Below are 21,880 nucleotides of genomic sequence, written 5' to 3' on the forward strand. Positions count from 1 at the left end.
TTCTACGAGCGAATGATAGAAGTGAAACACTCTATTGTAATATTCATAGTAGAAAAGGAGTTCTGTATATGAGGAAATTGCTAAGTGTGTTCAGCATTATAATCGTGATGATCATTGCGAGTTATAGTCTTATGAAAGTGCTATTACATTATGCGAATAAGCCCGCTGGGGTAAATACAATAGCTCAAATAGAAGCGGTACAAGAAGAGACAAAAGTGCTTGATTTTATTCGTACGACACATGAAAGTTATAATAATCTCTTAAATTATGGTAAGGCAGAGAATTATACAGACGGGGACTGGAACCATTTAAAGAAATGGTTTCAAGAACAAGAATCATCTTTAAAAAACATACATACAGAAATAAAAAATGAAAAGATCAAACGTGATGTAAATAGAAGTTATGAAATTGTAAAAAAAGGTGTGGAGCTTCAAAATATTGAGTATGTAGTTTATGCCCATCGTGTATACCATGACTTAGATATTATCGTAAATAAATATAGAGGCGAAACGAACATCTGGGGGTATACAGAATTTGGAGATGGGAAAGATATAAGGGTAATTGAACAAGCAATACAGTCCAAATAATAAGCTAGCTAGCATTCTAGTTGGCTTATTTTCTTTTTGTAAGTGCAATGTTCATATATTTTTCACAAAAACACCGTGTTAATAGTGATTAAAATCACAATGTGTATAATACAATTCAGTTAAACTAAAAACAGTTAAGGAAATAGAGGAGTGGGATACAATGTTAAGTGCAAAAACAATTGAAATCGTAAAATCAACAGTACCATTATTACAAGAAAAAGGCGTTGAAATTACAACGAGATTTTATCAAATTTTATTTGAGGAACATCCGGAGTTATTGAATATTTTCAACCACACGAATCAGAAAAAGGGAAGACAACAACAAGCGTTAGCAAATGCTGTTTATGCAGCTGCGATGTACATTGATAATTTAGAAGCAATTATTCCAGTTGTAAAACAAATTGGTCATAAGCATAGAAGTTTAGGTATTAAAGCGGAACATTATCCGATTGTGGGTACATGTTTACTACGAGCGATTAAAGAGGTCGCAGGTGCACCTGATGAAATTTTAAATGCATGGGGAGAAGCGTATGGAGTCATTGCTGATGCATTCATTAGCATTGAAGCAGAGATGTATGAAGAGGCTGCACATAAAGAAGGTGGATGGAAAGATTTCCGAAACTTTGTAGTTGTTAAAAAAGTGAAAGAAAGTGACGTTATTACATCATTTTATTTAAAACCTGAAGATGGCGGGAAAGTTTCTTCATTCATCCCAGGACAATATGTAACAATTCAAATAAATATTGAAGGTGAAACATATACACATAATCGTCAATATAGCTTATCTGATGCTCCTGGAAAAGAATATTATCGTATTAGTGTAAAAAAAGAAGAAGGTGTAGATACACCAGGTGGTAAAGTATCTAATTACTTACATGATCATGTAGGGGAAGGAGATATTCTGCCAGTAAGTGCACCAGCGGGAGATTTCGTATTAAATATGGATTCAACATTACCAGTTGTACTAATTAGTGGTGGAGTAGGTATTACACCGATGATGAGTATGTTAAATACGTTAATTGAACAAGACTCAAAACGTAATGTATATTTTGTTCATGCAGCGATAAATAGTACTACACATGCGATGAAAGAACACGTTAAGGCAGTAGACAATGAATACGAACAAGTTAAAGCATACACTTGCTATTCTGCGCCGACTGAAAAAGATTTGGAAATAAAAAACTTTGATAAAGAAGGATTCATTGAAGGTGAATGGTTACAAACTATTATTCCGACAACTGAAGCAGAATTTTATTTCTGTGGTCCAGTGTCATTTATGAAGCATATAAATACTGCACTAATTGATTTAGGTGTGAAACAAGAGCATATTCATTATGAATTTTTTGGTCCAGCAGCAAGCTTACAATAGGGTGAGTTTGAATAAGCAAAAAACGAGGTATTATTTTACCTCGTTTTTTATTTGTTCTCTTAACAGCCGATTTACTGTTTCACGGCGTATACCTATCAGTTGACCAATTTCAGTTTGCGTTAATATTTCATATATAGGAATGTCACCTAAATATAGTGTGAACCACTCTTGTAAACGATGAAGACGTTCTTTCGGAGAGACAGTTGACAATTGGTCAATCCGCTGTTGCATCATTCTTAGTTTCGATTGTAATTGCATAGCGATGTCGGCATATGATTTAGGGTTTGCTTGAAGTCTATCGTACCATTCGCTACTAGTAATCGGTTCAACTTCTGTTTTTATTAAAGCAATAGCAGTACCGTGATATTCCTTCGGCGAAATTAAAGAATGGTGAGGTATCGTTTCACCTGGAACGATAATGTTGAATAGAAATGGTGTTCCGTCTTCTTCTAGTCGAACCACTTTTAATAAACCTGTTTTTATAAAATATAAAGGACCGTCCTCGCCTTGACGGAATAGTACATCTCCTTTGTGTAGAATCAATATTAGCCCCCCATTTAAACATTTCTAGTTCTTCTATTTTAGCGTATATGTATAAAGACAATATGCTATTTAAACAGCAATTTCATTGACGAAATGTATGCTATTACAGTAGTATACTATTTAGTGTGTAATAGTACTAGCAATGAATACGCTGTAGGGGGTTTAGTATATTGTTAGATGCGATGAAGATGACGGATATGAGAATACCGGCGAATGCTATCATTCATGTAGAAGAGATGAAAGGTGGAGTCGTTCTATCCGTTGAAATAGACGGCCAAATTATTTATACGATGGCCTATGATGAAGAAACAGATAGTTATGCTGAATTATATGATCGAAACGATAAGAGGGCGTGCCAAGTACATGAAGACTTTATGGGATGGTCACTTCTTCACTAAAAAGATGTCAATATGACATCTTTTTTTATTGAATCGATAGATTATACAAGGAAATGAAATAAAAGGATAAAATTTGTAATAAATGATTTTGCATTGTTAGCACTTTGTAACTGCATGCGAACTGTTTTTTCGCTATCATAAAGATAACAGTCGCAGCTATAGGAGTGATCAACTTGAAGAAGGTACATATTTCAAATTTTATGCTATTAAGTGTTTGTTTAGTTTTATTTGTTCTCCTAGGAGCTTTTTTATATTCATGTGTATAAAAAAACGCATTCTAGAAAGAACGCGTTATAAAAGTGAAGTAATGATTAATCTAGTTCCAAGAATTATTAATGTGATACGTAATAAATTAATTACGGCATTACCGCTTAATTTTGTATTAATATAAGCCCCGATTTTTCCGCCAATCCATGCACCAGGAATAAGAATTAATGCATAAGTCCAGCTAACATTTCCAAGAGAGATGTGAGTTGCAGAACTTACAATTGCTGATAAAAATACGATAAACATCGAAGTTGCCACAGCAATGTGTGCTGGGAATGCAAAAAGAAGCATCATCGCTGGAACAAGTAAGGCACCGCCACCAATTCCAAATAATCCAGATATAAACCCAACTATAAAGGCGATAAAGATAGCAAGAAACGGTGGGAATTGATAGTGTACAGTATTTCCTTTGTTATCTGTAAAAGACCGCTTAATGACAGACATATTTGATAAGGAAAGAGGTTTTAATTTGTCTCGTAGCATAAGAAGAATGGAGACGAAAATAAGGAAAATCCCAAAATATAAAGAAAATGTATCTTGGTTTAAAAATTTATTTGCCCATGATCCGATAATACCACCAGGGCCACTCCCGATAAATAAAATAAGTCCACTTTTATAATCCACCCGTTTATGCTTCATATACGTAAGGGTGGAAGCCAGTCCTGTAAAAACGACTGTTACCATAGAAGTTCCTACTGCGAGTTGTGGTGATAAACTGTGTAATCCAATTAATAACGGAACGATAATAATTCCGCCCCCAAGCCCAACTAGGCTCCCGACGGTCCCGGCGATTAATCCGATGAAAAGTAACATGATGTATTCCAAAATTGCCAACTCCTCTATATAACTTGTCCATCAATTATTATACACGCTTTTTAATAAGAAATAGGCTTGTTCACAAAAAAGTCGTCTTCCTAGAAAAATAAGGAAGACGACTTTTGATTAAAAGATTAAGTGTAATAAGTAGTAAAATAACGCAGCTAATGAAGCTGAAATAGGAAGTGTAATAACCCAAGTAATTAACATGCGTTTTGCAGTTCCCCATTTTACACCTTTCACACGATGAGAAGCACCAACCCCTAAAATAGAAGAAGAGATAACGTGCGTTGTACTAACTGGCAAGTGAATGAATGTTGCACCGAAAATAACAAGTGATGATGATAAATCAGCAGCTACACCATTTACAGGACGAATTTTCATAATTTGTCCACCGACAGTTTTAATAATTTTCCATCCACCGACAGAAGTACCAAGACCCATTGCAATTGCACAAGATAATTGTACCCAGAACGGGATGTCGCTAGAAGTATGATAGTTATTGGCCATAAGAGCCATCGTAATGATTCCCATTGCTTTTTGTGCATCATTTGTACCATGTGTATAAGCTTGTAATGCAGCAGTGAAAATCTGGAATATACGGAAGTTTTTATTCGTTTTCGTTAAGTTAAAGTTTTTAAAGACCACTTTAAAAATACTGTATACGATATAACCAATAACAAAAGCGATAATCGGTGAAATGATTAAAGCTTCAAGAATTTTAATGAATCCTTTAAGGTTTAATGAACTAATACCAGCAGCAGCAATAGCTGCACCTGCGATTGAGCCAATAATTGCATGCGAAGAACTACTTGGGATACCGTAGTACCAAGTAATTAAGTTCCAAGCTATCGCCGCAAGTAAAGCAGCTAAAATTACAAGAGAACCATTTTGTAAAGCAAATGGGTCAACGATATCTTTTGTAATCGTTTTTGCTACACCTGTAAATGTCATTGCACCTAAAAAGTTCATAATAGCTGCCATAATAATTGCATGTCTAGGCTTTAGAGCTTTCGTTGAAACAGCCGTTGCAATAGCGTTTGCTGTATCGTGAAATCCATTGATAAAGTCAAAAGCTAAAGCGCAAATGACTACTAAAACGGTCAGTATCAAGAGTGTATCCATGATCAAACTCCTTACGCGTTCTTCATAATAATTGTTTCTAATACGTTTGCAACGCTTTGGCAGCTATCAGCTACTTCTTCAAGCTCTTCGTAAATCTCTTTGTATTGAATAATCTTAATCGGATCTTTTTCACGAGAGAATAAGTGTTTAATCGCATGACGACGAATATCATCGCATTGTGATTCGTAATCCTTAATCTTAATCGCGTTCGTACGAATGTCGACCAACTTCTTTTTAGACAGTAGTTCAACAGAGTTTGCAATTTCAATTGCACATTGATTAATTGCTTCTACGAATTTAATCATGTATTCATCAGCTTCTGTAATAGAATACATTTCGAACAGACCAGCACCGTGATCTAATCCGTCTAATACATCATCCATACTCATTGCAAGTTGTAGGATGTCCTCACGTTCAATAGGAGTAATAAACGCTTTGTTTAGCTCCATAATGATTTCGTGAATAAATGAGTCACCTTTTGACTCATATTCTTTCATGCGCATAGAAAACTCTTTTAAATCGCTAGCATTTTTAATTTTATACTCCACGAAAAATTGCGCGCCTTCTTTTAAATTTTCAGAAACATTCATTAACATTTCAGAAAATTTATCTTTTTTTGATTTAAAGACCATTATTAGTTACCCCCACAAAAGTAATATATGTAAAATATATTGGCTAGTCAATTCTAACAAAAAACTGTCGTTTTTTAAAACATTTTATCGAAAAGTTTACAAAAACTTAACATAACTCTCATTGTTGTATTAATAATATTAATAATCGATATTGAATATCTTACTTGTAGAATGTCCTTTTCTTGCAAAAAGTATGAATGTGAAAGAAAAGCTTTACACTATAGGAAGGACTACGTTATTATATTAAATTTAAAAGGAGGTATATTCTTCCTTTTGAAAAGAAGAGTGTAAACAAACGAAGGAAGTGAACGAATGAAATTGAAGAACACTCACTTTAAAAAAACGCTTGAGTGGTTCAATAAGAGGAAGAAACTACGCAATTCATTAATCGTATTGGGCAGTTTACTCGTTACTCTATTTATTGCTATAAATATAATAATTTCCATTCAAGACATATCTGAATTAAAACAAGCTGTTCCGCAACCGACTTTAATTTATGATGCAAACAATGAAGTTGCGACTAAATTGGCTTCTTCTAAAACAGAAGGCGTAAAAAGGAAAGATATTCCTAACATTATGGTTCAGGCAATTGTTGCAGTAGAAGATAAGGAGTTTTTTAACCATCACGGTATTTACTATAGTGGAATTATAAGTGCGGTTTTTAAAAATATTACAGCAGGAGAAGTTGTAGCAGGGGGAAGTACAATTACACAACAACTTGCGAAAAATGTATTTTTGACACAAGACCGCACGTTCTCACGTAAAATAAAAGAATATTTTCTAACTAAAAAAATAGAACGTACTTATACAAAAGATGAAATTATTGAAATGTATATGAATCAAATTTATTTTGGTGAAGGGGCTTGGGGTATAAAAAGAGCAGCTAAATCTTATTTTGATAAAGATGTAAAAGATTTATCAATTTCAGAAGCTGCAACGATTGCGGGCTTGATTAAAGCGCCGTCTGCGTATTCGCCTTATAAAAACTTTAATAAATCAATTGAACGACGTAATGTCGTATTAAGTTTAATGAAAGAGCAAGGGTATATTTCTGAAGAACAGTACAATAAAGAAAAAGAGTCCGGTCTTGTATTAAAACGTGGTGTTGATGATAAATACAAAGGTAAATATTCTCAATATGTAGACTATATTGTTAGAGAAGCAATGGACAAGTACGAATTAACACAAAATGAGATTTTAGCAGGTGGTTATCGTATTTATACAGAGCTTGATTCGAAAAAACAACAGGCTGTAGAAGATGTTGTGAATAATGATAACTATTTTAAAGATAGTGGTTCAGATCAGCTCATGCAAACAGGAGTGGTCCTTGTGAATCCAAAAACTGGTGGTGTTCCAGCTTTAGTTGGAGGCAGAGGGCCGTATCAGTTTTTACAATTTAACCATGCTACTCAATTAAAAAGGCAACCAGGTTCAACGTTAAAGCCTCTTGCTGTATATGTACCAGCGTTAGAACAAGGGTATGAAGTATACGATATATTAAAAGATGAACCATTTAGTATTAAAGAATACGAACCGAAAAATAGTGATCTTACCTTCCATGGTAATGTGACAATGTATGAAGCGGTGGCAAAGTCGTATAATGTTTCAGCAGTTTGGCTGTTAGAACAAATAGGATTAGATAAAGGATTGAAATCTTTAGAGAGATTTGGTATTCCAATAGTGCCAGAAGATCGTACGTATCCGATTGCTTTAGGCGGAATGCATGTAGGTACATCTCCATTTGTAATGGCCCAAGCATATAGTACATTTGCAAATGATGGTGTTCAAGTGGAGGCTCATGCAATTAGAGAAATTCAAAACGCTGAAGGTGAAACGATTGGGAAATGGTATAAGAAAGAGACGCGGGTGACGAGTGAAAAAATTGCTCAAAAGATGACATATTTATTAAAAGGTGTTGTCGAAAAGGGAACAGGTGAAAAAGCGAAAGTTAATAATGTTGATACGGCGGGTAAGACAGGTACTACTCAAATTGTAAATGGTCCAAGCAATGGTGCAAAGGATTCATGGTTTGTTGGATATACGCCAGATTTAGTAGGTGCGATTTGGGTAGGATATGATAAAACAGATAGCGAGCATTATGTTCCAGGAGGGAGTCAAATTACGACGACGATGTTCCGGGATATCATGAAAAAAGCAAATGCAAATCCAGCTCAAAAAGCATTCCAGTTATCACTAATACCAGAGGCTGACTACAAAAAACAATTGCAAACAATCGAAGAGGAAAAACGAAGAAAAGAAGAAGAGAAGAGAAGGAAAGAACAGGAACAACAAAGAAAACAAGAGCAGCAAGAGTGGTTTGATAAAGTGAAAGAGTGGATTCCATCACTTTGGTAAAAGAAGAAAGAGGCGAATAACGAAATCCGCCTCTTTTTCGTATGAAAAATAAAGTGAAACTTCAATCATTAAGGGATGTTTATTCACCGCTAATGATTAGCCCATACCAATTGGGAAATGATATTACTCGTTTAGTATAATGTTCGTACTGCCAGAGGATTGAGAATCATATGTGATAATGATTTTGCCTTTACTAATAGGTTCGTAAGGTAATTCTTCTTCATAACTACCATTATTTTCATTATGGATAGAAAGCGTGATTTCATCAATTTCTTTATTTATATACTGATCTTTAATCGTTTCAGCAATTTGAAGTAGCGTTTCGTAACTAGAAGCTTTCGTAATAAGCATTCCTTTTATAACCTTTTTTTCATTATTTGCTGCATTGGAATAAGGGATGTTACTTTGTTTTGTATACAAAAGCTTGTATGGAACTGTTTTTCTCTCTGCTTTTGATATAGTGGAATATTTTAGAGTTAAAAAAAATCCTACACATAAAATAATGCATACCATAAAAGCAACCCAGATGCGTATCAGTGACATAACTCTCATTTTCATCCCTCTTTCATATCTTTGACTTCACTATTTATCATACAAAATGAGGATTAAGATAGAGTAAATTTGAGGTAAAGAAACGTAAAGAAGGAGCACTTATCCTCCCAAATAAGTGCCCCGTTCTATATAAAAAGAGAAATTTAATTTACAGTCAAATGATGCATATTATTATAAATACGCTTATTTAGTGAAATTAGTAAATTCGGAAAACAGATAGTGTTGCTGTTGTATCACCTGTGTTAGGAATAGAAATAGTATTTGCTGTAGGTTGTACAGCGATTGTTGTACCAGTTTGTAAAGTAACGATTGTAGAGAAAGAAACAGCACTACTGATAACGTTAGTTGAAAAATTACGAGTAGGTGGTTGACCATTGAAGGAAATACCGAACCCAAACGGTGAAGAGCCTGGGAAAGTTGTAGACGCTGAGAAATTAATATCATATACGCCTGTTTCTAAAACTGTTAAAGTGTCTGAAGTGTCATTAAAAGTGATAGTATTTATTTCAAAAACCTGATTAAATTGGATGTTTGTTCCAGGAGATATAGTTTGTGCGTTGGAGTTTCCGATGGACGCGATAGTTACAGGAATTGGAGTACCCGCTGGACTGTCGCACCAGTAGCACCTTGAGCGCCCGCCGGTCCTTGGACACCAGTTAAGCCCCTTGAGTCCTACTATCACCTCCTCCAAGGCAATCTGATCCGTATTGAACTAGGAATAGTTTGGATCTCTGTTATGAGTTTAACTAATTTGTCGATAGTACAACAATCTACTTTAAATAACTTAGCAAGCTTTGTAGCTCAACGTACAATGCTCCGCATGAGAAAGGTGTTGTTCTTAAAATAGTTAATAGATTAGTGATAATAGAATTTCCGATTTGTTTTTGTGCCGGAGATAAATCTAAGCAATTGAGGAACTTTTGTAGATTATTTAGGGCATCAATTAGATTATCTATATTATTTTGAGAAGGGGTTTGAAAGACAGCTTGAATAGCTTGACCAAGTGCTTGAAGAAGTCTAACAAACTCTTTCAGTTCGGACTTAGAGATATTAATATGACTGCAAGCTCTTACTTCGCAACAATCATTACCATAAAATACTTTTCCTTTATTTATATTGTTTATCTTTTCATTCCTTTCTTTCATAGAATCAATAGTCGTTACTATATATTAAGATGAGATTTATACTAAATTCGTGATGGACAAACTACTATTTCTAAAAAAATAAGAAGTTTGCCTACCAAGCAAAAACAATTAAGTTATGGAGAAAGATTTATAGAAATTAAAGAAGATTAGTTCAACATAAAAAAGCATGTCAATTGTTGAGAGTATCTAACAATTGGCATGCGGTTTGTGGAGGAATACCTCATTTGTATTCATTCATTCTTTCATGGTTTGTTTTAGATAAAGTTGGAATAGAAATAGTGAAAGTTGTACCAGCTTGATTACTAGTCATTTTTAATGTGCCGTTATGATTTTGAATAATTTTCTTTGTTACTGATAGGCCCAGTCCTGTTCCTGAATCTTTTGTTGAGAAGAATGGATCAAAGATATATTCTTGAATAGCTGGAGGAATACCAGTTCCATTATCTGTGAAAGTAATCCGAACGAAGTTATCTAGGCGATAACTAGTGATTTGAATAGAAAGAGGTTTTTCACCTTGAGCATCAACGGCGTTTTGAAATAGGTTTAAAAACACTTGAACAAGTTCATGGCGATCAATATGGACTAAAATATCATCTAATTCATTAGAAAAATTATAATCAATTGAAATGTTATGCAAAAAGACCTCACTTGCTAGTAGCTGTTGAATATATTCACGTAAAAATATATTGATGGGAAACGGTTCTCTTTTAAATTCGCGTGTTTTCGATATAGATAAAAATTTTGTAATAATACTATTTGCACGATCTAATTCAGGAATAAGTAAGTGTTTAAATAATTCTTTATTGGATGGAGATACACTCTCTTGTAAAAACTGTAAGTATCCCCGTACTGTTGTAAGTGGGTTGCGTACTTCATGTGCAATCCCGGCGGCAATTCGTCCTGCTAATGAAAATTTCTCTGCATCACGTTCTGTGTTTAAATAATGAAAAACGCTAATAACTCTAAAAATCTCTCCATTATAATCGCGAATAATTCGATTATTAATAATGCCATAGTTTTTGTCTAAAACCTCTTCATTATATATTTCGGTTCCTGTTTTTAAGGTTTCAATAGCTTTAATTTTTTCTTCAGGTAAGTTAAGTAATTGTTGAATTGGCTTTCCAATTATTTCGTTTCGTATTACAACAAAATCATCTGCAGCAGCTTGATTACATAATGTAATATTCCCCTTATTATCAATAAAGGTTACATGATGTGAAAAAGCATCAAAAATATGAACAAAGTGTTTTTCAAGTTGTTCAAATAAAAATAATGAATCGCAAGTAAGTTGAAAATCAGCTTCTTTATTCTCTTTTCGTATGTTTTGAATGGAATGATTTGTTCTTGTTTTCTTTATTTGCAAACCAATATGTGGATTTTTATATGTGAAATGATGCGGCAATTGATTCACAAGTTCTTCATAAAAACGTACTTTATTTTCTAGTTCTTCTATTCGTTTTTCATGAGATAAAATATCATCGGTTGGAAGCATAAATAAATAACCCCTCAATTTAAAAATTCTTCCATTTAGTATATCATATTTTTATACGGATACTCTTAAAGAAAGAGTTACTTAATGAATTTGATTGTCCAAGATGATTGGGAAATCAGTAGAATGAATATAAGATGAAAACTGAAAGGGAGGAATATGATTGTTTTTCATTGGAGTGACAGGGTGGGGAGATCATGATTCTTTATATATAGATCCCTATGAAAATAAAAATAAATTACGAACATACAGTGAACATTTTCCTATTGTCGAAGTGGATAGTTCATTTTATGCGATGCAACCGGCACGAAATTATACGAAATGGGCGATGGAAACACCGACAGACTTTTCTTTTGTCGTAAAAGCGTATCAAGGAATGACAGGGCATATGAAAGGAGAAACTCCTTTTTCTACGTTTGATGAGATGTTTGATGTGTATAAACAATCGATTCTTCCTTTAATAGAAGCGAATAAATTAAAAATAATTTTATTTCAATATCCACCATGGTTTGATTGCAAAAAGAAAAATGTAGATTTCCTTCGATATACGAAAGAGAAAATGGAAGGTTTACCGTGTGCGATAGAGTTTCGAAATCAAACATGGTTTTATCCAGAAATGAGAGATAAAACGCTACAATTTTTAGAGAAAGAAAAATGGATTCATACAATTTGTGATGAACCGCAAGCGGGAATTGGTTCGGTTCCACTCGTATTAGAGGCGACGGATTCGGATATAACATTAATCCGCTTTCATGGTCGAAACGTTCATGGCTGGCTGGATAAAGGGGAAAATTGGAGGGCGGTTCGCTGTTTATATCGCTACAACAATAAAGAATTGGAAGAATGGGTAGAACGACTAGAGCAACTAAAAAAGAAGACAAAGGACATATACGTATTATTTAATAATAATTCGGGCGGGGATGCAGCGGATAATGCGAAACAACTTATGAAAATGATGAACATTACATATGGTGAGCCAAAGCCTGAGCAATTAAATTTATTTGAACGATGATAAAACAAGAAAGGCACTGTACAAACAGGGGGAATGTACAGTGCCTTTCTATATGAAAAAGAGGGGTAACAATGTTACTGAGCGTTTGGTTGATTCATCAATTGTTGGCTTCATAATAAATGATAATGGTTATCATTATCATTGTCAATGATTTTTCGGAAAATAAGTAAAATTTTTTTGTATTTTAAATAGCAATAAAAAAAGAACAGCATTAATGCTGTTCTTTTCCGTTAATAAATTGTTGTAAATCAAAAGGAGTTATCGCTTGGATAAATTCTTTTGAGATAAGTGTTTGAACGAGAGTGCTCTCAGAAATGCTAGCACCTGTTTTCTTTTCATAAGCTTGTTTTAATAAATCGAGTTTTTCAGCCGTTTCTTGCGGTAATTCAATTGTAAGTGTGTTCATAATTTCTCCCCCTTATTATTAGAGTACCACTACAATATAAGAGAGACAAGAAAAGAAAAGAGAATATGAAACATAAAAAAGGTTACCATTTTTTAAATGGTAACCTTTTTTATGTATAAGAGGTATTAAGCGATACCGATATACTTTAAAGTTTTTGATGGAGTACTATGATCAAAGAAGTGTTGTAAAAATGCAATGTCAACACCTGATTTGTATGCACAATAGCCCCAAGTTTTTCGAAGTGTATGTGAGCTAATCCCTTCTAATCCAACTTCTTTTGCAGCTTTGTTTAAAATGTACCATGCATGTTGTCTCGTAATAGATTTTGTTCCTTTTTGAGACTTTAATAATGGCTCATTGCGTTTCCAAGTTTTACGTTCTTTCATGTAGTCTTCGATTGCGTGCTGTAAGTCTTCATTTACAGCAAACCATTTATGTTTCTTTACTTTTTCATTGTAAAATAAAATGGAATGGCGAACATTTTCGTTTTCATCGATGACATCGCTAACTTTTAATTGTAAGATTTCGCTTACTTTTAAGCCAGAATTTACGGCTAATACGAATAATAAGCCATCACGTTTCGAAGATTGTAAAAGTATATTTTTGATAGTTTCTAATTGTTTTTCACTTTGAATAGGTTGTCCTGCTTGTTTCATTTCACGCACTCTCCTCTTTTATATGTGTAAAGGAAAGGATTAACTTGTTTCTTACTATAAAGGGAGAGTGTGAATTTCATGTGAACTCCTAGTGAAATTAAGACAAATTATTTGACTTCTTTTACATTTGGTAAATTAAAATAGAATACAACGCTATTATTCGTATTATATACACCGTACTTGGCATGATGGAGATCTAAAATGTTTTTTACAATAGATAACCCGAGACCGGTACCACCAGTATGACGACTGCGTGATGCATCTAAACGATAGAAGCGATCCCAAATTTTTTCAAGACTTTCTTCTGGGATAGGATTTCCTGTATTCTCGATTTCGACTTTTACTGTATCTTCGGTTTCTATAACAGAGACTTGTATTCTTTCTCCATCGGGCGTATAGCGAATTGCATTGCTAAGTAAGTTCACAACTACTTGCTCAATACGACTACGATTCGCTTTAACAAATATAGAAGTGTCTGCATCGACGTCCACTTGTAACTGCTTTTCCTCCATGCTAAATAATAACTTTGTATGGACTTGCTGAATTAATTCACCGATTGAGAATGTTGTCATTTCTAGTTTGTACGTACCCGATTCTAGTTTTGCTAATTCTAACATTTCAACAATAAGTCTGTTCATATTTTCTGTTTCTTCTAAAATAACATCTGTATAATACGTTGTATCTTTACTAACACCATCTTGAATCCCTTCTGCGAAACTTCTAATTACACTAAGTGGTGTTTTTAATTCGTGGGATACACCAGAAATGAATTCTTTCCTCGTCTTCTCTAATTGACGTTCACGTTCAATATCTTGTTGTAATTTTGTATTGGCAACATTTAATCGATCAATTCTGTCTTTTAAGTTTACAGATAATGTATTGATACTGCCGGAAAGCCCGCCAATTTCATCGTCTGCTGTAACAGGTAGTTTCTCGCTAAAATCAAAATTAGCCATTTTCTTTGTAACGCGATTAATCTTAATTAATGGTTTCACAATAATTTTTGAATAGTAGAAGGATAATAAAATAATCACGAGAAACACAATGATTAAGGCATAGACATAATAATCTTTTAAAACGAGCATCGCTTCATTAACAGGTTGCAAAGATACTATCGCAAAGGCGTACTCTGTAACCATATTGTTTTCCATAATAGGTTTTACAAAGATGCGGCTTTGTAAATTTTCTTCAACGCCTAATGGGTATATAGTTAATTTATTTGAATCAGAAGTACCCTGCCTAATTGTGTATGTAAAATATTGAACGGCTCGTAATGTTTCAATGTCATTTGCAAGCCGAACCTCAGCTTTGGATGGGAGCTGTAACTTAGATATAACACCAGTAAGACGGATATTAGTTGTAGTTTTGTATCGATTTGTAAGTCCATTTTTAGGAGGATTACTATTAATTGATTGGAAATCCGAATTGAAATGTTCGTTTCGCCATCGATTATAATGTGTTGACAATTCTATTGGTGTTATAATATTCCCCTGTAAGAACCCCAAGACGCTGATTGGTCCATCTTTTTTTAAACCTAAATTTTCGAATTTAATATATTCTTCGGGTGTTAAAAGATTATTAAGTGGAATGGAATACGTACTTTGAGTTTTAGAATCAATAACATCAATGTAGAAATTGTTTTCACTTTTAATAATGCCATTAGAATCTAAAAATTGCATTTCAGCATTTGTTTTATCATGAAATTCTTGTTTTAGTTTTCTAATTTCCTCATAACTTTTGCCGCTTTTTTCGTAATTATCTACGAATTTTTCAAAGGCAGTTTGAACGGTTTTTACTTTTTTATTAATATAAAATTTCTCTAAAAATAGAGACTGTCCTAGGAAAAAGAGGAGGAATATGATTGTAAATAATGTTGATGTTAATAAAAATAGTTTAAAGACGATACTTCTGTTTTTCACTGCTTCACCTCTTATGAGAAATACTGTAAATGATTTCACTTTATTATAACAAACGTGACAAGAAAGTAGAGGGAGAAATCTGTCTCTTTCTAAAGTAGTTTTTTATAAAAAGTCACATAAAAAGAACTCGACAGACGTATGACGAGTTCTTTAATGTATTATTGTTGAATTGCTGCATCTAAAGCGATTTCAATCATCTCGTTAAATGTAGTTTGACGTTCTTCAGATGTTGTTTCTTCACCAGTGAAGATGTGATCGCTTACTGTTAATACAGATAATGCATTTACACCATATTTCGCTGCTAATGTGTAAAGAGCAGTTGTTTCCATCTCTACTGCTAATACACCGTAATCTGCAAGTTTTTTAACCATGTCCATGCTTTCACGATAAAAAACATCTGCTGTTAAAACGTTACCAACACGAACGTGTAATCCTTTTTCAGTTCCTGCATCGTAAGCTTTCTTTAAAAGGTCAAAGTTTGCAGCTGGTGCAAAATCAAAACCTGGGAATGTTAAACGGTTCATATTCGAATCAGTACAAGCTGTCATTGCAATAATAACGTCACGTACTTTTACGTCCTTTTGAATTGCACCGCAAGTCCCAACACGAATTAAATTTTTAACTCCGTAGCTTTGGATTAGTTCGTTTACATAAATAGAAATAGAAGGAACACCCATACCTGTACCTTGAACAGATACACGTTTTCCTTTATAAGTTCCAGTGAAACCTAACATACCACGCACGTTATTATAGCAAGTAACGTCCTCAAGAAATGTTTCAGCGATATATTTTGCGCGTAATGGATCACCAGGTAATAGAATAGATTCAGCGATTTCGCCTTGTTTTGCTTCAATATGTACACTCATGAAAAGTCCTCCTTATAATGTATTGATAGAAATCAATATCATTTGCATTATACACTACGAATCCGTTCAATTAAAATCTTTTTAATTATTTGTAATATGTGCAAAAGAGGAGGATTTCATAAATCATAATCTAGAATATATATGAAAGAAGTTTTGTATAAACAGAGACAATAAAAATGGTAGGTGATTTTTTGAAAAATCTTGTCATTGGACTTGTAGCTTTGGTACTTATTGTAGCGGGAGGATTTTACATAAAAAAATATCAGGAAACCGTAGAGACGGTAGGAGATGTTCAAGAAGTAAAATGGGATGTATCAAATGGAAAAGGAAATGATAAAGTAGATATTTTGTTTCAATTACTAAATAAAAAGAATAATGAGGTTCGTGGTGTAAATGATCAAATTCGGGCAGTTATTGTAGATGAACAGTTAAAACATATACAACAGATTAAACCTACATTTGCAGGGAATGGATCATATAAGTTATCTTCCAAAATAGCGAAAGATGAAGCGTATACAATATTTTTATATGAAAACAAAAATAAGTCAGTAGAATCATTCGCGAAGACAGATTTTGGGAGAGAAAAAGAAGAAAAAAATAAGAAGAAGGTGAACCTGCCAGTCGATAGTGTACTTACAAAAAAAATTGGAGAGCATGAAGTTTCTCTTTTATTCGGTGCATTACATCCGAATGAGCCGGTGACGTTAACATTTCAGTTTCAAGCAAAAAAGGGTGAAAAATTGAAATTACATTCAGAGAGAGGAGAAGAGGAAACTCTTTATATCGTAGATGAAACGAGGGAAAACTTTTTATACGCTATGCCTGTTGATACGGATGAGCAATTACAGTATCGTATTACATTTCCTGCCCAAGGCACGTATAAACTGTGGGGAACTTTTTATATAAATGGTAAGAAATATGAGAAGGATTTTATCGTACAAGTTCAAAAAAGAAAAAACAGCTAAATTTTTAGCTGTTTTTTCTTTTTCCTATTAGTTTTGTTACAGAGAGCATCGTAATTGGTAAAGAATGATTCTTCCTAAATGCTAAATATTTACCGCTCCATGCTGGTTTGTATTTCTCTTTAAAATGTCGTAATCCGCTGAAACTATACGTATAACGAACGTTATTAAAGATTGCAGCAGCAACTCTTTCAGACCAAAATGATTGTGTTGATAACCCAACATTGGAAAGTGGCGCCATACCAATATTAAAGGAGTGATATTCATTTTCTTTTGCCCATTGGAATAAGTGGATGAAAATTGCGTCCATAATTCCACTAGGTGCATCTGGATAATAGCGCATTAAATCAACAGACAATGATCCGTTTTGATATACGGGCATAAAGGTTGTGAATGCGATAATCTTTCCATCCGCATCAGATAATGTAGCGATAGGAGCACGGCTAATATATTCACGATCGAAGTATCCGAGTGAAAAACCTTTCTCTTTTTTTCCACCGAGCCATGCATCAGAAACTTTCCGTAACTCTTCGAATAATTCGTCTGAGAATGGCGGCTGATGAATAGAGAATGTATAGCCTTCTCTTTCAAAACGATTGAAAGTCGCTCGCATACCAGCGCGTTTCTTTCCTGTTATTGTAAATGTATTTAAATCAACGACAGCTTCTTCACCAAGTTTAAAGAAGTTATAACCAAAATCATGATATAAACTCATCCATTTACTTTCGATTTGATAAAATACACAAATGTATCCGAATCGATCAGCTTCAGCTAAAAACTCTTGCAACACATTACGATAGGAGGAAGGGTTGCCAATTGGATCACCTAATACAACAAGACGTTTTCCAGTTATGGAGAAGAGAAGGAGCGCCTTCCCATCACTGCTAAAGAAGAATTGTTTATCTCCTAAATAACCTAAATGACTAAGTACATTTCCACCGTGTTCATCTAAGAAGTTTTGTAACCTTTTATCATTTGCTGGTTGCCCGGGAAATTCATTTCGATAACGATTGGCAATGAGTGAGCCAATTAGTAAAAAAGTAGGAACGAAAAAGGCAGCTGCTAATGCACTTCGTTTCACTTGGGTAATATTACGAACGACGAAATCAGGTTTAAAAGCTTCTTTTGCACCTGCAAATAAAATACCTAAGTTTTTATATAAATATAACGTTACAAGTAAGAATATAAAAACTTTTACGATATCAGAAAGTGAGACTTCCATTTTCTCGCGTACGAATCTTTTACGAAGCATATATAATACAGCGAGTACGATTAACAAAATAAATGTTTCTTCAATATCAATTCCTTTTAGCGTATTAAAGATAGCGGCTCCAATTAAAGAAATAATTGTCATATAATAAGAACGTTTTGTTCCGTAATATATTCCCCTTGAAAGGATTAGAAGGAGAATACCGAATGTTAGCGATAAGCTAAAAGAAAACTGAATCAGATGCTTTGGAGCTAAAATATGTAAGGCGTGTGCCCGGTTTATACTTGTTGGTAAAATAGTCGATAAAATAACCATTAAGCCAGCAAATACTGTTAAAGCAGCAGATGCCCATGAACCTAATTTCCCTAGAAAGTCACGCTGCAAAGTCCATATAACGCCAGTGGTTTCTAATGCAGGCGCAATAAAAGGTTTATCTTCAAACTTTTTAATGGCCACTCCTGTCATTTCGAAAGCCGCAAAAATGAGACCAAGGCAGAATGGTAAAATGTAATAGACGAGGCGATATAGTAACATAGCAGGCAGTAAAACACCTGTATCAATGCCGTATTGTCCTAGTCCAGTTAAGAAGACAAGGTCAAATGAACCAAGCCCACCAGGGACAAGACTAACGACGCCAGCTAAGGCAGCAATTACATATACACCTAAAAACTTTTGAAAGTCAACTTCAATTCCAAACAGTATTAAAATGACGTACATAACGATACCAGCAGATACCCATTCGACTAATGAAACTAATGAGTATAAAACAGTTGGATTTTTCTCTTCCTCTTCTTGTCCTTCGGTTTGCGTTGTTTTTCTATTTTTAAGTTTAGAAAAGCCGATGTATATAGGGACGAAAAGGGCAAAGAAGATAAGGACAGGCCATAACCACGGTTTTTCATGCAAAATAAATCTTGTGTCTAATATTCCGATAAGACCGAGGAATGAAAGTATGGCTAATCCGTTAATAAAGGCAGTCGTCATCCAGGCAATACTTTTAATAAGTTTTCCATTTTCTTTTATGTATGGACGATAAAGCATTGTTCGTACACCAGCTCCAACGAGGCCACCAAATCCAATAAAACCATTTAAAGTATTCGCAATCCATGAGATACGGAAAATCTTTTGGACAGGTATATCAGCTTTTAAGTAACGAAGCATAACATAATCATAAAAGAACATCGTTGATACAGCGAATGCACCAAGTGTAATTGCTAAAAAGACTCCTCCAGTTGGAATGTTTTTAATTGTATCAATCGCTTCTAAAAAAGAAATGCCCGCTAATTCTTTTTTTGCTTGAAAGAATACAACTGTTAATACAACAAATGGGAAGATAATTTTCCCGATTTGTAAGAAACGTTTCCATGAAAACGACATAAATACAACTCTCCTTGTATAAGAAAACTGAGACAATAATATTATTATGACAAACTTCAAGAAAAATAAAAAGGTAAATTCCTGTATAGGTAAGCTATTTTTTATATAGGTATATTTAAAAGAATATTTCGTTTATCAGAAAGTTAAGTTAAAATGGAGTGAAAGAAGGAAGAGAGGGGAAGTATATGATTATAATAGGTTATGCGGGGCATGAGTTAGAGAAAGCAAAACCTAATACATCAGAAGATTTTTTTAACAGATCTGAAGTGACATATATATTAAATGATAAAGAGAAAACTTTTTCAGTTTTATACGTTCGCTATTTTGAAGAAGTTATACAAGAAATTACTCCTTTTGAAGGAAATCCAGTGTGTAAAGTAGAAGAACAAGACATATATTTACGGGATATTGTAGCGATATGTTGTTTAGTGAAAGATAAGGAGCTCCGTGCGCAAAAACGTTTATATTTAAATAATATAGAAGAATTTCAACAATATTTTGATGAGAGAACAGTGTTGAAAGTACAAGAAATATTGGCTGAATTACATAAAAATAAAAGAATAGAAATAGCGTGAAATGGAAAGGGAGAGGGAAGAAATGTCTAATTTGATGGTTGAAAATCAAACAGAACAAGTTTCTATATTTTTAGAAGATGCGATTACTTTGATAACCAATTATGTAAATTATCATACGTTGCCTTTTTTATTAGAAGAGACACCAGCTGGGAACGAGCAATATTATAAAGGGTTATTAGCATCAATGAGACGTCTTCTCGTTTTTTGCGAAGAAGGACATGATGCATGTTTTGTTTTGCTGAATAGCCAGCCATTTCGAAAAACAGCAGCTGAAAAAATTTTATATAAGATATATCATCAAGTAATTGCAGAGTTTTTTTCCCCGAAGAGTGATCATTGGTATGAAAATAGTCGATCTGCATATACAGGAAAAAATTCTATCGTTTTTCAACAAACACCACCTTCATCTATAGAGAAAGTGATGAAGAATTTAGAAGGTAAATTTCAATTGATGCGTGAAGAACTAGAATATTATGAGACAGATTACCAAACGAAGATGTTACACAAATACTAATTAAGGAAAAGAAGCTAAGGAGACTTAGCTTCTTTTCCTTTTGTACAGTTATATAAGGGATTTTCATTGAATATATTTAAGTGGATAGCAATAAGGAGGTGTAACATGAGTCAGCAAGGTGTATTTACAGATTACTTTCATGAAGTAGAAAGTTGGTGTGAAAGTGTTCTTCACGTATTAGATAGCCGCGCAATGGAAGTGTATGATGTCCATATGCTTGCTTATAAAATTCAGACATTATTAGAGCGTATGAAAGAGCATGAGTACGAAACGGATGCGGAGTTTATGTATGAAATAAGCGATGATGTAGAACATATTCAACATCATCTGCAGGAAGTATTTATGCAAGAAGAGGAATATGAACTATATGAAAGAGGGGATAGTGAACGAGCTGTTCCAATTGGAGGGCATACACTCCCGCCATTACCTTATCCATATAACGCGTTAGAGCCGTATATTTCTAGAGAAATTATGATGTTACACCATGATAAACATCATCGTAGTTATGTAGAAGGGTTAAATAAAGCAGAGAAGATGATGGAGGAAGCGAGAAAAACCAATCAATTTGATTTAATTAAGCATTGGGAACGAGAAGCGGCTTTTCATGGATCAGGACATTATTTACACACGATATTTTGGAATAACATGAAAAAAGATGGTGGTGGAAGTCCAAGAGGGGCTTTTTCACAACAAATTGAACAAGATTTTGGGAGCTTTTTACGTTTTCAAAAACATTTTACGGAAGCAGCCTCTAAAGTAGAAGGTTCGGGCTGGGCGATTCTCGTTTGGGTCCCCCGATCTGGAAGGTTAGAAATTTTGCAGAGTACACTTCATCAATTGTTTACACAATGGGATACGATACCGCTCCTTGTACTAGATGTATGGGAACATGCGTATTATTTACAATACCAAAATCGAAAAGATGAATATATTAAAAACTGGTGGAATGTTGTGAATTGGCCTGATGTAGAAAAAAGATTTGAAACTGCGAAACAAATTGAATGGACACCATATTAGACGCAAATTCTTTGCGTCTTTTTTAATGGGAGCAGAAGGAAGATTTCGTTCATATTTTAAAAGGCCAAGCATACACTTGTACAAAAAG

General features: G+C 34.0%; 20 protein-coding genes and 1 pseudogene. 9 read left to right on the plus strand and 12 right to left on the minus strand.

Features of this window, described 5'->3' with window-relative positions; genetic code table 11:
• The first annotated feature begins 68 nt into the window (after positions 1 to 68).
• Positions 69 to 587 (plus strand): hypothetical protein, encoded by a 519-nt coding sequence (locus F0362_RS07455; RefSeq protein WP_149889722.1) that lies wholly within the window; start codon positions 69 to 71, stop codon positions 585 to 587.
• Between the two features lie 160 nt (positions 588 to 747).
• A complete protein-coding gene (gene hmpA / locus F0362_RS07460) occupies positions 748 to 1,956 on the plus strand; it encodes an NO-inducible flavohemoprotein (RefSeq protein WP_149889723.1) in 1,209 nt (402 codons plus the stop codon).
• A gap of 30 nt (positions 1,957 to 1,986) precedes the next feature.
• On the opposite strand, the gene F0362_RS07465 is transcribed toward hmpA, so the two are convergent.
• Complete coding sequence (locus F0362_RS07465) at positions 1,987 to 2,499, minus strand: Crp/Fnr family transcriptional regulator (protein WP_000600584.1); 513 nt, start codon at positions 2,497 to 2,499, stop codon at positions 1,987 to 1,989.
• Between the two features lie 170 nt (positions 2,500 to 2,669).
• Here F0362_RS07465 and F0362_RS07470 point away from each other — a divergent pair, with 170 nt between their 5' ends.
• Positions 2,670 to 2,897 (plus strand): hypothetical protein, encoded by a 228-nt coding sequence (locus F0362_RS07470; RefSeq protein ID WP_000883004.1) that lies wholly within the window; start codon positions 2,670 to 2,672, stop codon positions 2,895 to 2,897.
• 291 nt (positions 2,898 to 3,188) lie between these two features.
• On the opposite strand, the gene F0362_RS07475 is transcribed toward F0362_RS07470, so the two are convergent.
• The 3 genes from F0362_RS07475 to F0362_RS07485 all read right to left on the minus strand — a co-directional run bounded on the left by F0362_RS07475 (position 3,189) and on the right by F0362_RS07485 (position 5,737).
• Positions 3,189 to 3,989: a sulfite exporter TauE/SafE family protein gene (locus F0362_RS07475; protein ID WP_000455752.1), complete on the minus strand. Its 801-nt coding sequence runs from the start codon at positions 3,987 to 3,989 to the stop codon at positions 3,189 to 3,191.
• Between the two features lie 117 nt (positions 3,990 to 4,106).
• Positions 4,107 to 5,105 carry an inorganic phosphate transporter gene (locus F0362_RS07480; RefSeq protein WP_000380277.1) on the minus strand — a complete coding sequence of 333 codons (999 nt, stop codon included), beginning with the start codon at positions 5,103 to 5,105 and terminating at the stop codon, positions 4,107 to 4,109.
• Positions 5,106 to 5,116: 11 nt separating this feature from the next.
• Entirely contained in the window at positions 5,117 to 5,737 is a 621-nt protein-coding gene (locus F0362_RS07485) for a DUF47 domain-containing protein (protein ID WP_000231444.1), read from the minus strand.
• A gap of 312 nt (positions 5,738 to 6,049) precedes the next feature.
• On the opposite strand from F0362_RS07485, the gene F0362_RS07490 reads away from it, so the two are divergent.
• Complete coding sequence (locus F0362_RS07490; RefSeq protein ID WP_000769258.1) at positions 6,050 to 8,092, plus strand: transglycosylase domain-containing protein; 2,043 nt, start codon at positions 6,050 to 6,052, stop codon at positions 8,090 to 8,092.
• A gap of 123 nt (positions 8,093 to 8,215) precedes the next feature.
• Here F0362_RS07490 and F0362_RS07495 read toward each other — a convergent pair whose 3' ends face one another.
• From F0362_RS07495 to F0362_RS07510, 3 genes and pseudogenes are all read right to left on the minus strand, one after another.
• Positions 8,216 to 8,644 (minus strand): hypothetical protein, encoded by a 429-nt coding sequence (locus tag F0362_RS07495; protein ID WP_001265580.1) that lies wholly within the window; start codon positions 8,642 to 8,644, stop codon positions 8,216 to 8,218.
• A gap of 196 nt (positions 8,645 to 8,840) precedes the next feature.
• A pseudogene (locus F0362_RS30500) lies at positions 8,841 to 9,768 on the minus strand (Gly-Xaa-Xaa repeat protein).
• A 241-nt stretch (positions 9,769 to 10,009) separates the two neighbouring features.
• Positions 10,010 to 11,281, minus strand: a complete 1,272-nt coding sequence (locus tag F0362_RS07510; protein WP_000938020.1) for an ATP-binding protein — start codon at positions 11,279 to 11,281, stop codon at positions 10,010 to 10,012.
• A 160-nt stretch (positions 11,282 to 11,441) separates the two neighbouring features.
• Here F0362_RS07510 and F0362_RS07515 point away from each other — a divergent pair, with 160 nt between their 5' ends.
• Positions 11,442 to 12,290, plus strand: coding sequence for a DUF72 domain-containing protein (locus tag F0362_RS07515; protein ID WP_000465099.1), 849 nt, complete (start codon positions 11,442 to 11,444; stop codon positions 12,288 to 12,290).
• Between the two features lie 211 nt (positions 12,291 to 12,501).
• On the opposite strand, the gene F0362_RS07520 is transcribed toward F0362_RS07515, so the two are convergent.
• From F0362_RS07520 to deoD, 4 genes are all read right to left on the minus strand, one after another.
• The gene (locus tag F0362_RS07520; RefSeq protein WP_001094863.1) at positions 12,502 to 12,696 is read right to left on the minus strand and encodes a DUF3924 domain-containing protein; all 195 of its coding nucleotides are present in this window, start codon (positions 12,694 to 12,696) and stop codon (positions 12,502 to 12,504) included.
• 125 nt (positions 12,697 to 12,821) lie between these two features.
• Positions 12,822 to 13,352: a tyrosine-type recombinase/integrase gene (locus F0362_RS07525; protein WP_000806240.1), complete on the minus strand. Its 531-nt coding sequence runs from the start codon at positions 13,350 to 13,352 to the stop codon at positions 12,822 to 12,824.
• A 107-nt stretch (positions 13,353 to 13,459) separates the two neighbouring features.
• A complete protein-coding gene (locus tag F0362_RS07530) occupies positions 13,460 to 15,271 on the minus strand; it encodes a sensor histidine kinase (RefSeq protein ID WP_000797528.1) in 1,812 nt (603 codons plus the stop codon).
• A 158-nt stretch (positions 15,272 to 15,429) separates the two neighbouring features.
• Positions 15,430 to 16,137 (minus strand): purine-nucleoside phosphorylase, encoded by a 708-nt coding sequence (gene deoD / locus F0362_RS07535; RefSeq protein ID WP_000110704.1) that lies wholly within the window; start codon positions 16,135 to 16,137, stop codon positions 15,430 to 15,432.
• A 176-nt stretch (positions 16,138 to 16,313) separates the two neighbouring features.
• Here deoD and F0362_RS07540 point away from each other — a divergent pair, with 176 nt between their 5' ends.
• Positions 16,314 to 17,102, plus strand: coding sequence for a hypothetical protein (locus F0362_RS07540; protein WP_000232581.1), 789 nt, complete (start codon positions 16,314 to 16,316; stop codon positions 17,100 to 17,102).
• A 4-nt stretch (positions 17,103 to 17,106) separates the two neighbouring features.
• Here the strand turns inward: F0362_RS07540 and mprF are convergent, their stop codons facing one another.
• The gene (gene mprF / locus F0362_RS07545) at positions 17,107 to 19,686 is read right to left on the minus strand and encodes a bifunctional lysylphosphatidylglycerol flippase/synthetase MprF (protein ID WP_000010883.1); all 2,580 of its coding nucleotides are present in this window, start codon (positions 19,684 to 19,686) and stop codon (positions 17,107 to 17,109) included.
• Between the two features lie 185 nt (positions 19,687 to 19,871).
• Between mprF and F0362_RS07550 the strand changes: the two genes are divergently transcribed.
• The 3 genes from F0362_RS07550 to F0362_RS07560 all read left to right on the plus strand — a co-directional run bounded on the left by F0362_RS07550 (position 19,872) and on the right by F0362_RS07560 (position 21,792).
• A complete protein-coding gene (locus tag F0362_RS07550) occupies positions 19,872 to 20,261 on the plus strand; it encodes a hypothetical protein (protein ID WP_000583780.1) in 390 nt (129 codons plus the stop codon).
• A 22-nt stretch (positions 20,262 to 20,283) separates the two neighbouring features.
• The gene (locus F0362_RS07555; RefSeq protein ID WP_000067559.1) at positions 20,284 to 20,775 is read left to right on the plus strand and encodes a YpuI family protein; all 492 of its coding nucleotides are present in this window, start codon (positions 20,284 to 20,286) and stop codon (positions 20,773 to 20,775) included.
• Positions 20,776 to 20,880: 105 nt separating this feature from the next.
• The gene (locus F0362_RS07560; protein ID WP_000082676.1) at positions 20,881 to 21,792 is read left to right on the plus strand and encodes a superoxide dismutase; all 912 of its coding nucleotides are present in this window, start codon (positions 20,881 to 20,883) and stop codon (positions 21,790 to 21,792) included.
• Positions 21,793 to 21,880: the final 88 nt, after the last annotated feature.

The sequence above is a fragment of the Bacillus sp. BS98 genome, from assembly GCF_008432245.1.
In the GTDB taxonomy this organism is placed as follows: domain Bacteria; phylum Bacillota; class Bacilli; order Bacillales; family Bacillaceae_G; genus Bacillus_A; species Bacillus_A toyonensis.

Excerpts from the sequence above, each read along its gene's own strand:
- F0362_RS07455 (WP_149889722.1), top strand. The coding sequence starts at position 69 with ATGAGGAAATTGCTAAGTGTGTTCAGCATTATAATCGTGATGATCATT.
- hmpA (WP_149889723.1), top strand. The coding sequence starts at position 748 with ATGTTAAGTGCAAAAACAATTGAAATCGTAAAATCAACAGTACCATTA.
- F0362_RS07480 (WP_000380277.1), bottom strand. The coding sequence starts at position 5,105 with ATGGATACACTCTTGATACTGACCGTTTTAGTAGTCATTTGCGCTTTA.
- F0362_RS07485 (WP_000231444.1), bottom strand. The coding sequence starts at position 5,737 with ATGGTCTTTAAATCAAAAAAAGATAAATTTTCTGAAATGTTAATGAAT.
- F0362_RS07490 (WP_000769258.1), top strand. The coding sequence starts at position 6,050 with ATGAAATTGAAGAACACTCACTTTAAAAAAACGCTTGAGTGGTTCAAT.
- F0362_RS07495 (WP_001265580.1), bottom strand. The coding sequence starts at position 8,644 with ATGAGAGTTATGTCACTGATACGCATCTGGGTTGCTTTTATGGTATGC.
- F0362_RS07510 (WP_000938020.1), bottom strand. The coding sequence starts at position 11,281 with ATGCTTCCAACCGATGATATTTTATCTCATGAAAAACGAATAGAAGAA.
- F0362_RS07520 (WP_001094863.1), bottom strand. The coding sequence starts at position 12,696 with ATGAACACACTTACAATTGAATTACCGCAAGAAACGGCTGAAAAACTC.
- F0362_RS07525 (WP_000806240.1), bottom strand. The coding sequence starts at position 13,352 with ATGAAACAAGCAGGACAACCTATTCAAAGTGAAAAACAATTAGAAACT.
- deoD (WP_000110704.1), bottom strand. The coding sequence starts at position 16,137 with ATGAGTGTACATATTGAAGCAAAACAAGGCGAAATCGCTGAATCTATT.
- F0362_RS07540 (WP_000232581.1), top strand. The coding sequence starts at position 16,314 with ATGGTAGGTGATTTTTTGAAAAATCTTGTCATTGGACTTGTAGCTTTG.
- mprF (WP_000010883.1), bottom strand. The coding sequence starts at position 19,686 with ATGTCGTTTTCATGGAAACGTTTCTTACAAATCGGGAAAATTATCTTC.
- F0362_RS07550 (WP_000583780.1), top strand. The coding sequence starts at position 19,872 with ATGATTATAATAGGTTATGCGGGGCATGAGTTAGAGAAAGCAAAACCT.
- F0362_RS07555 (WP_000067559.1), top strand. The coding sequence starts at position 20,284 with ATGTCTAATTTGATGGTTGAAAATCAAACAGAACAAGTTTCTATATTT.
- F0362_RS07560 (WP_000082676.1), top strand. The coding sequence starts at position 20,881 with ATGAGTCAGCAAGGTGTATTTACAGATTACTTTCATGAAGTAGAAAGT.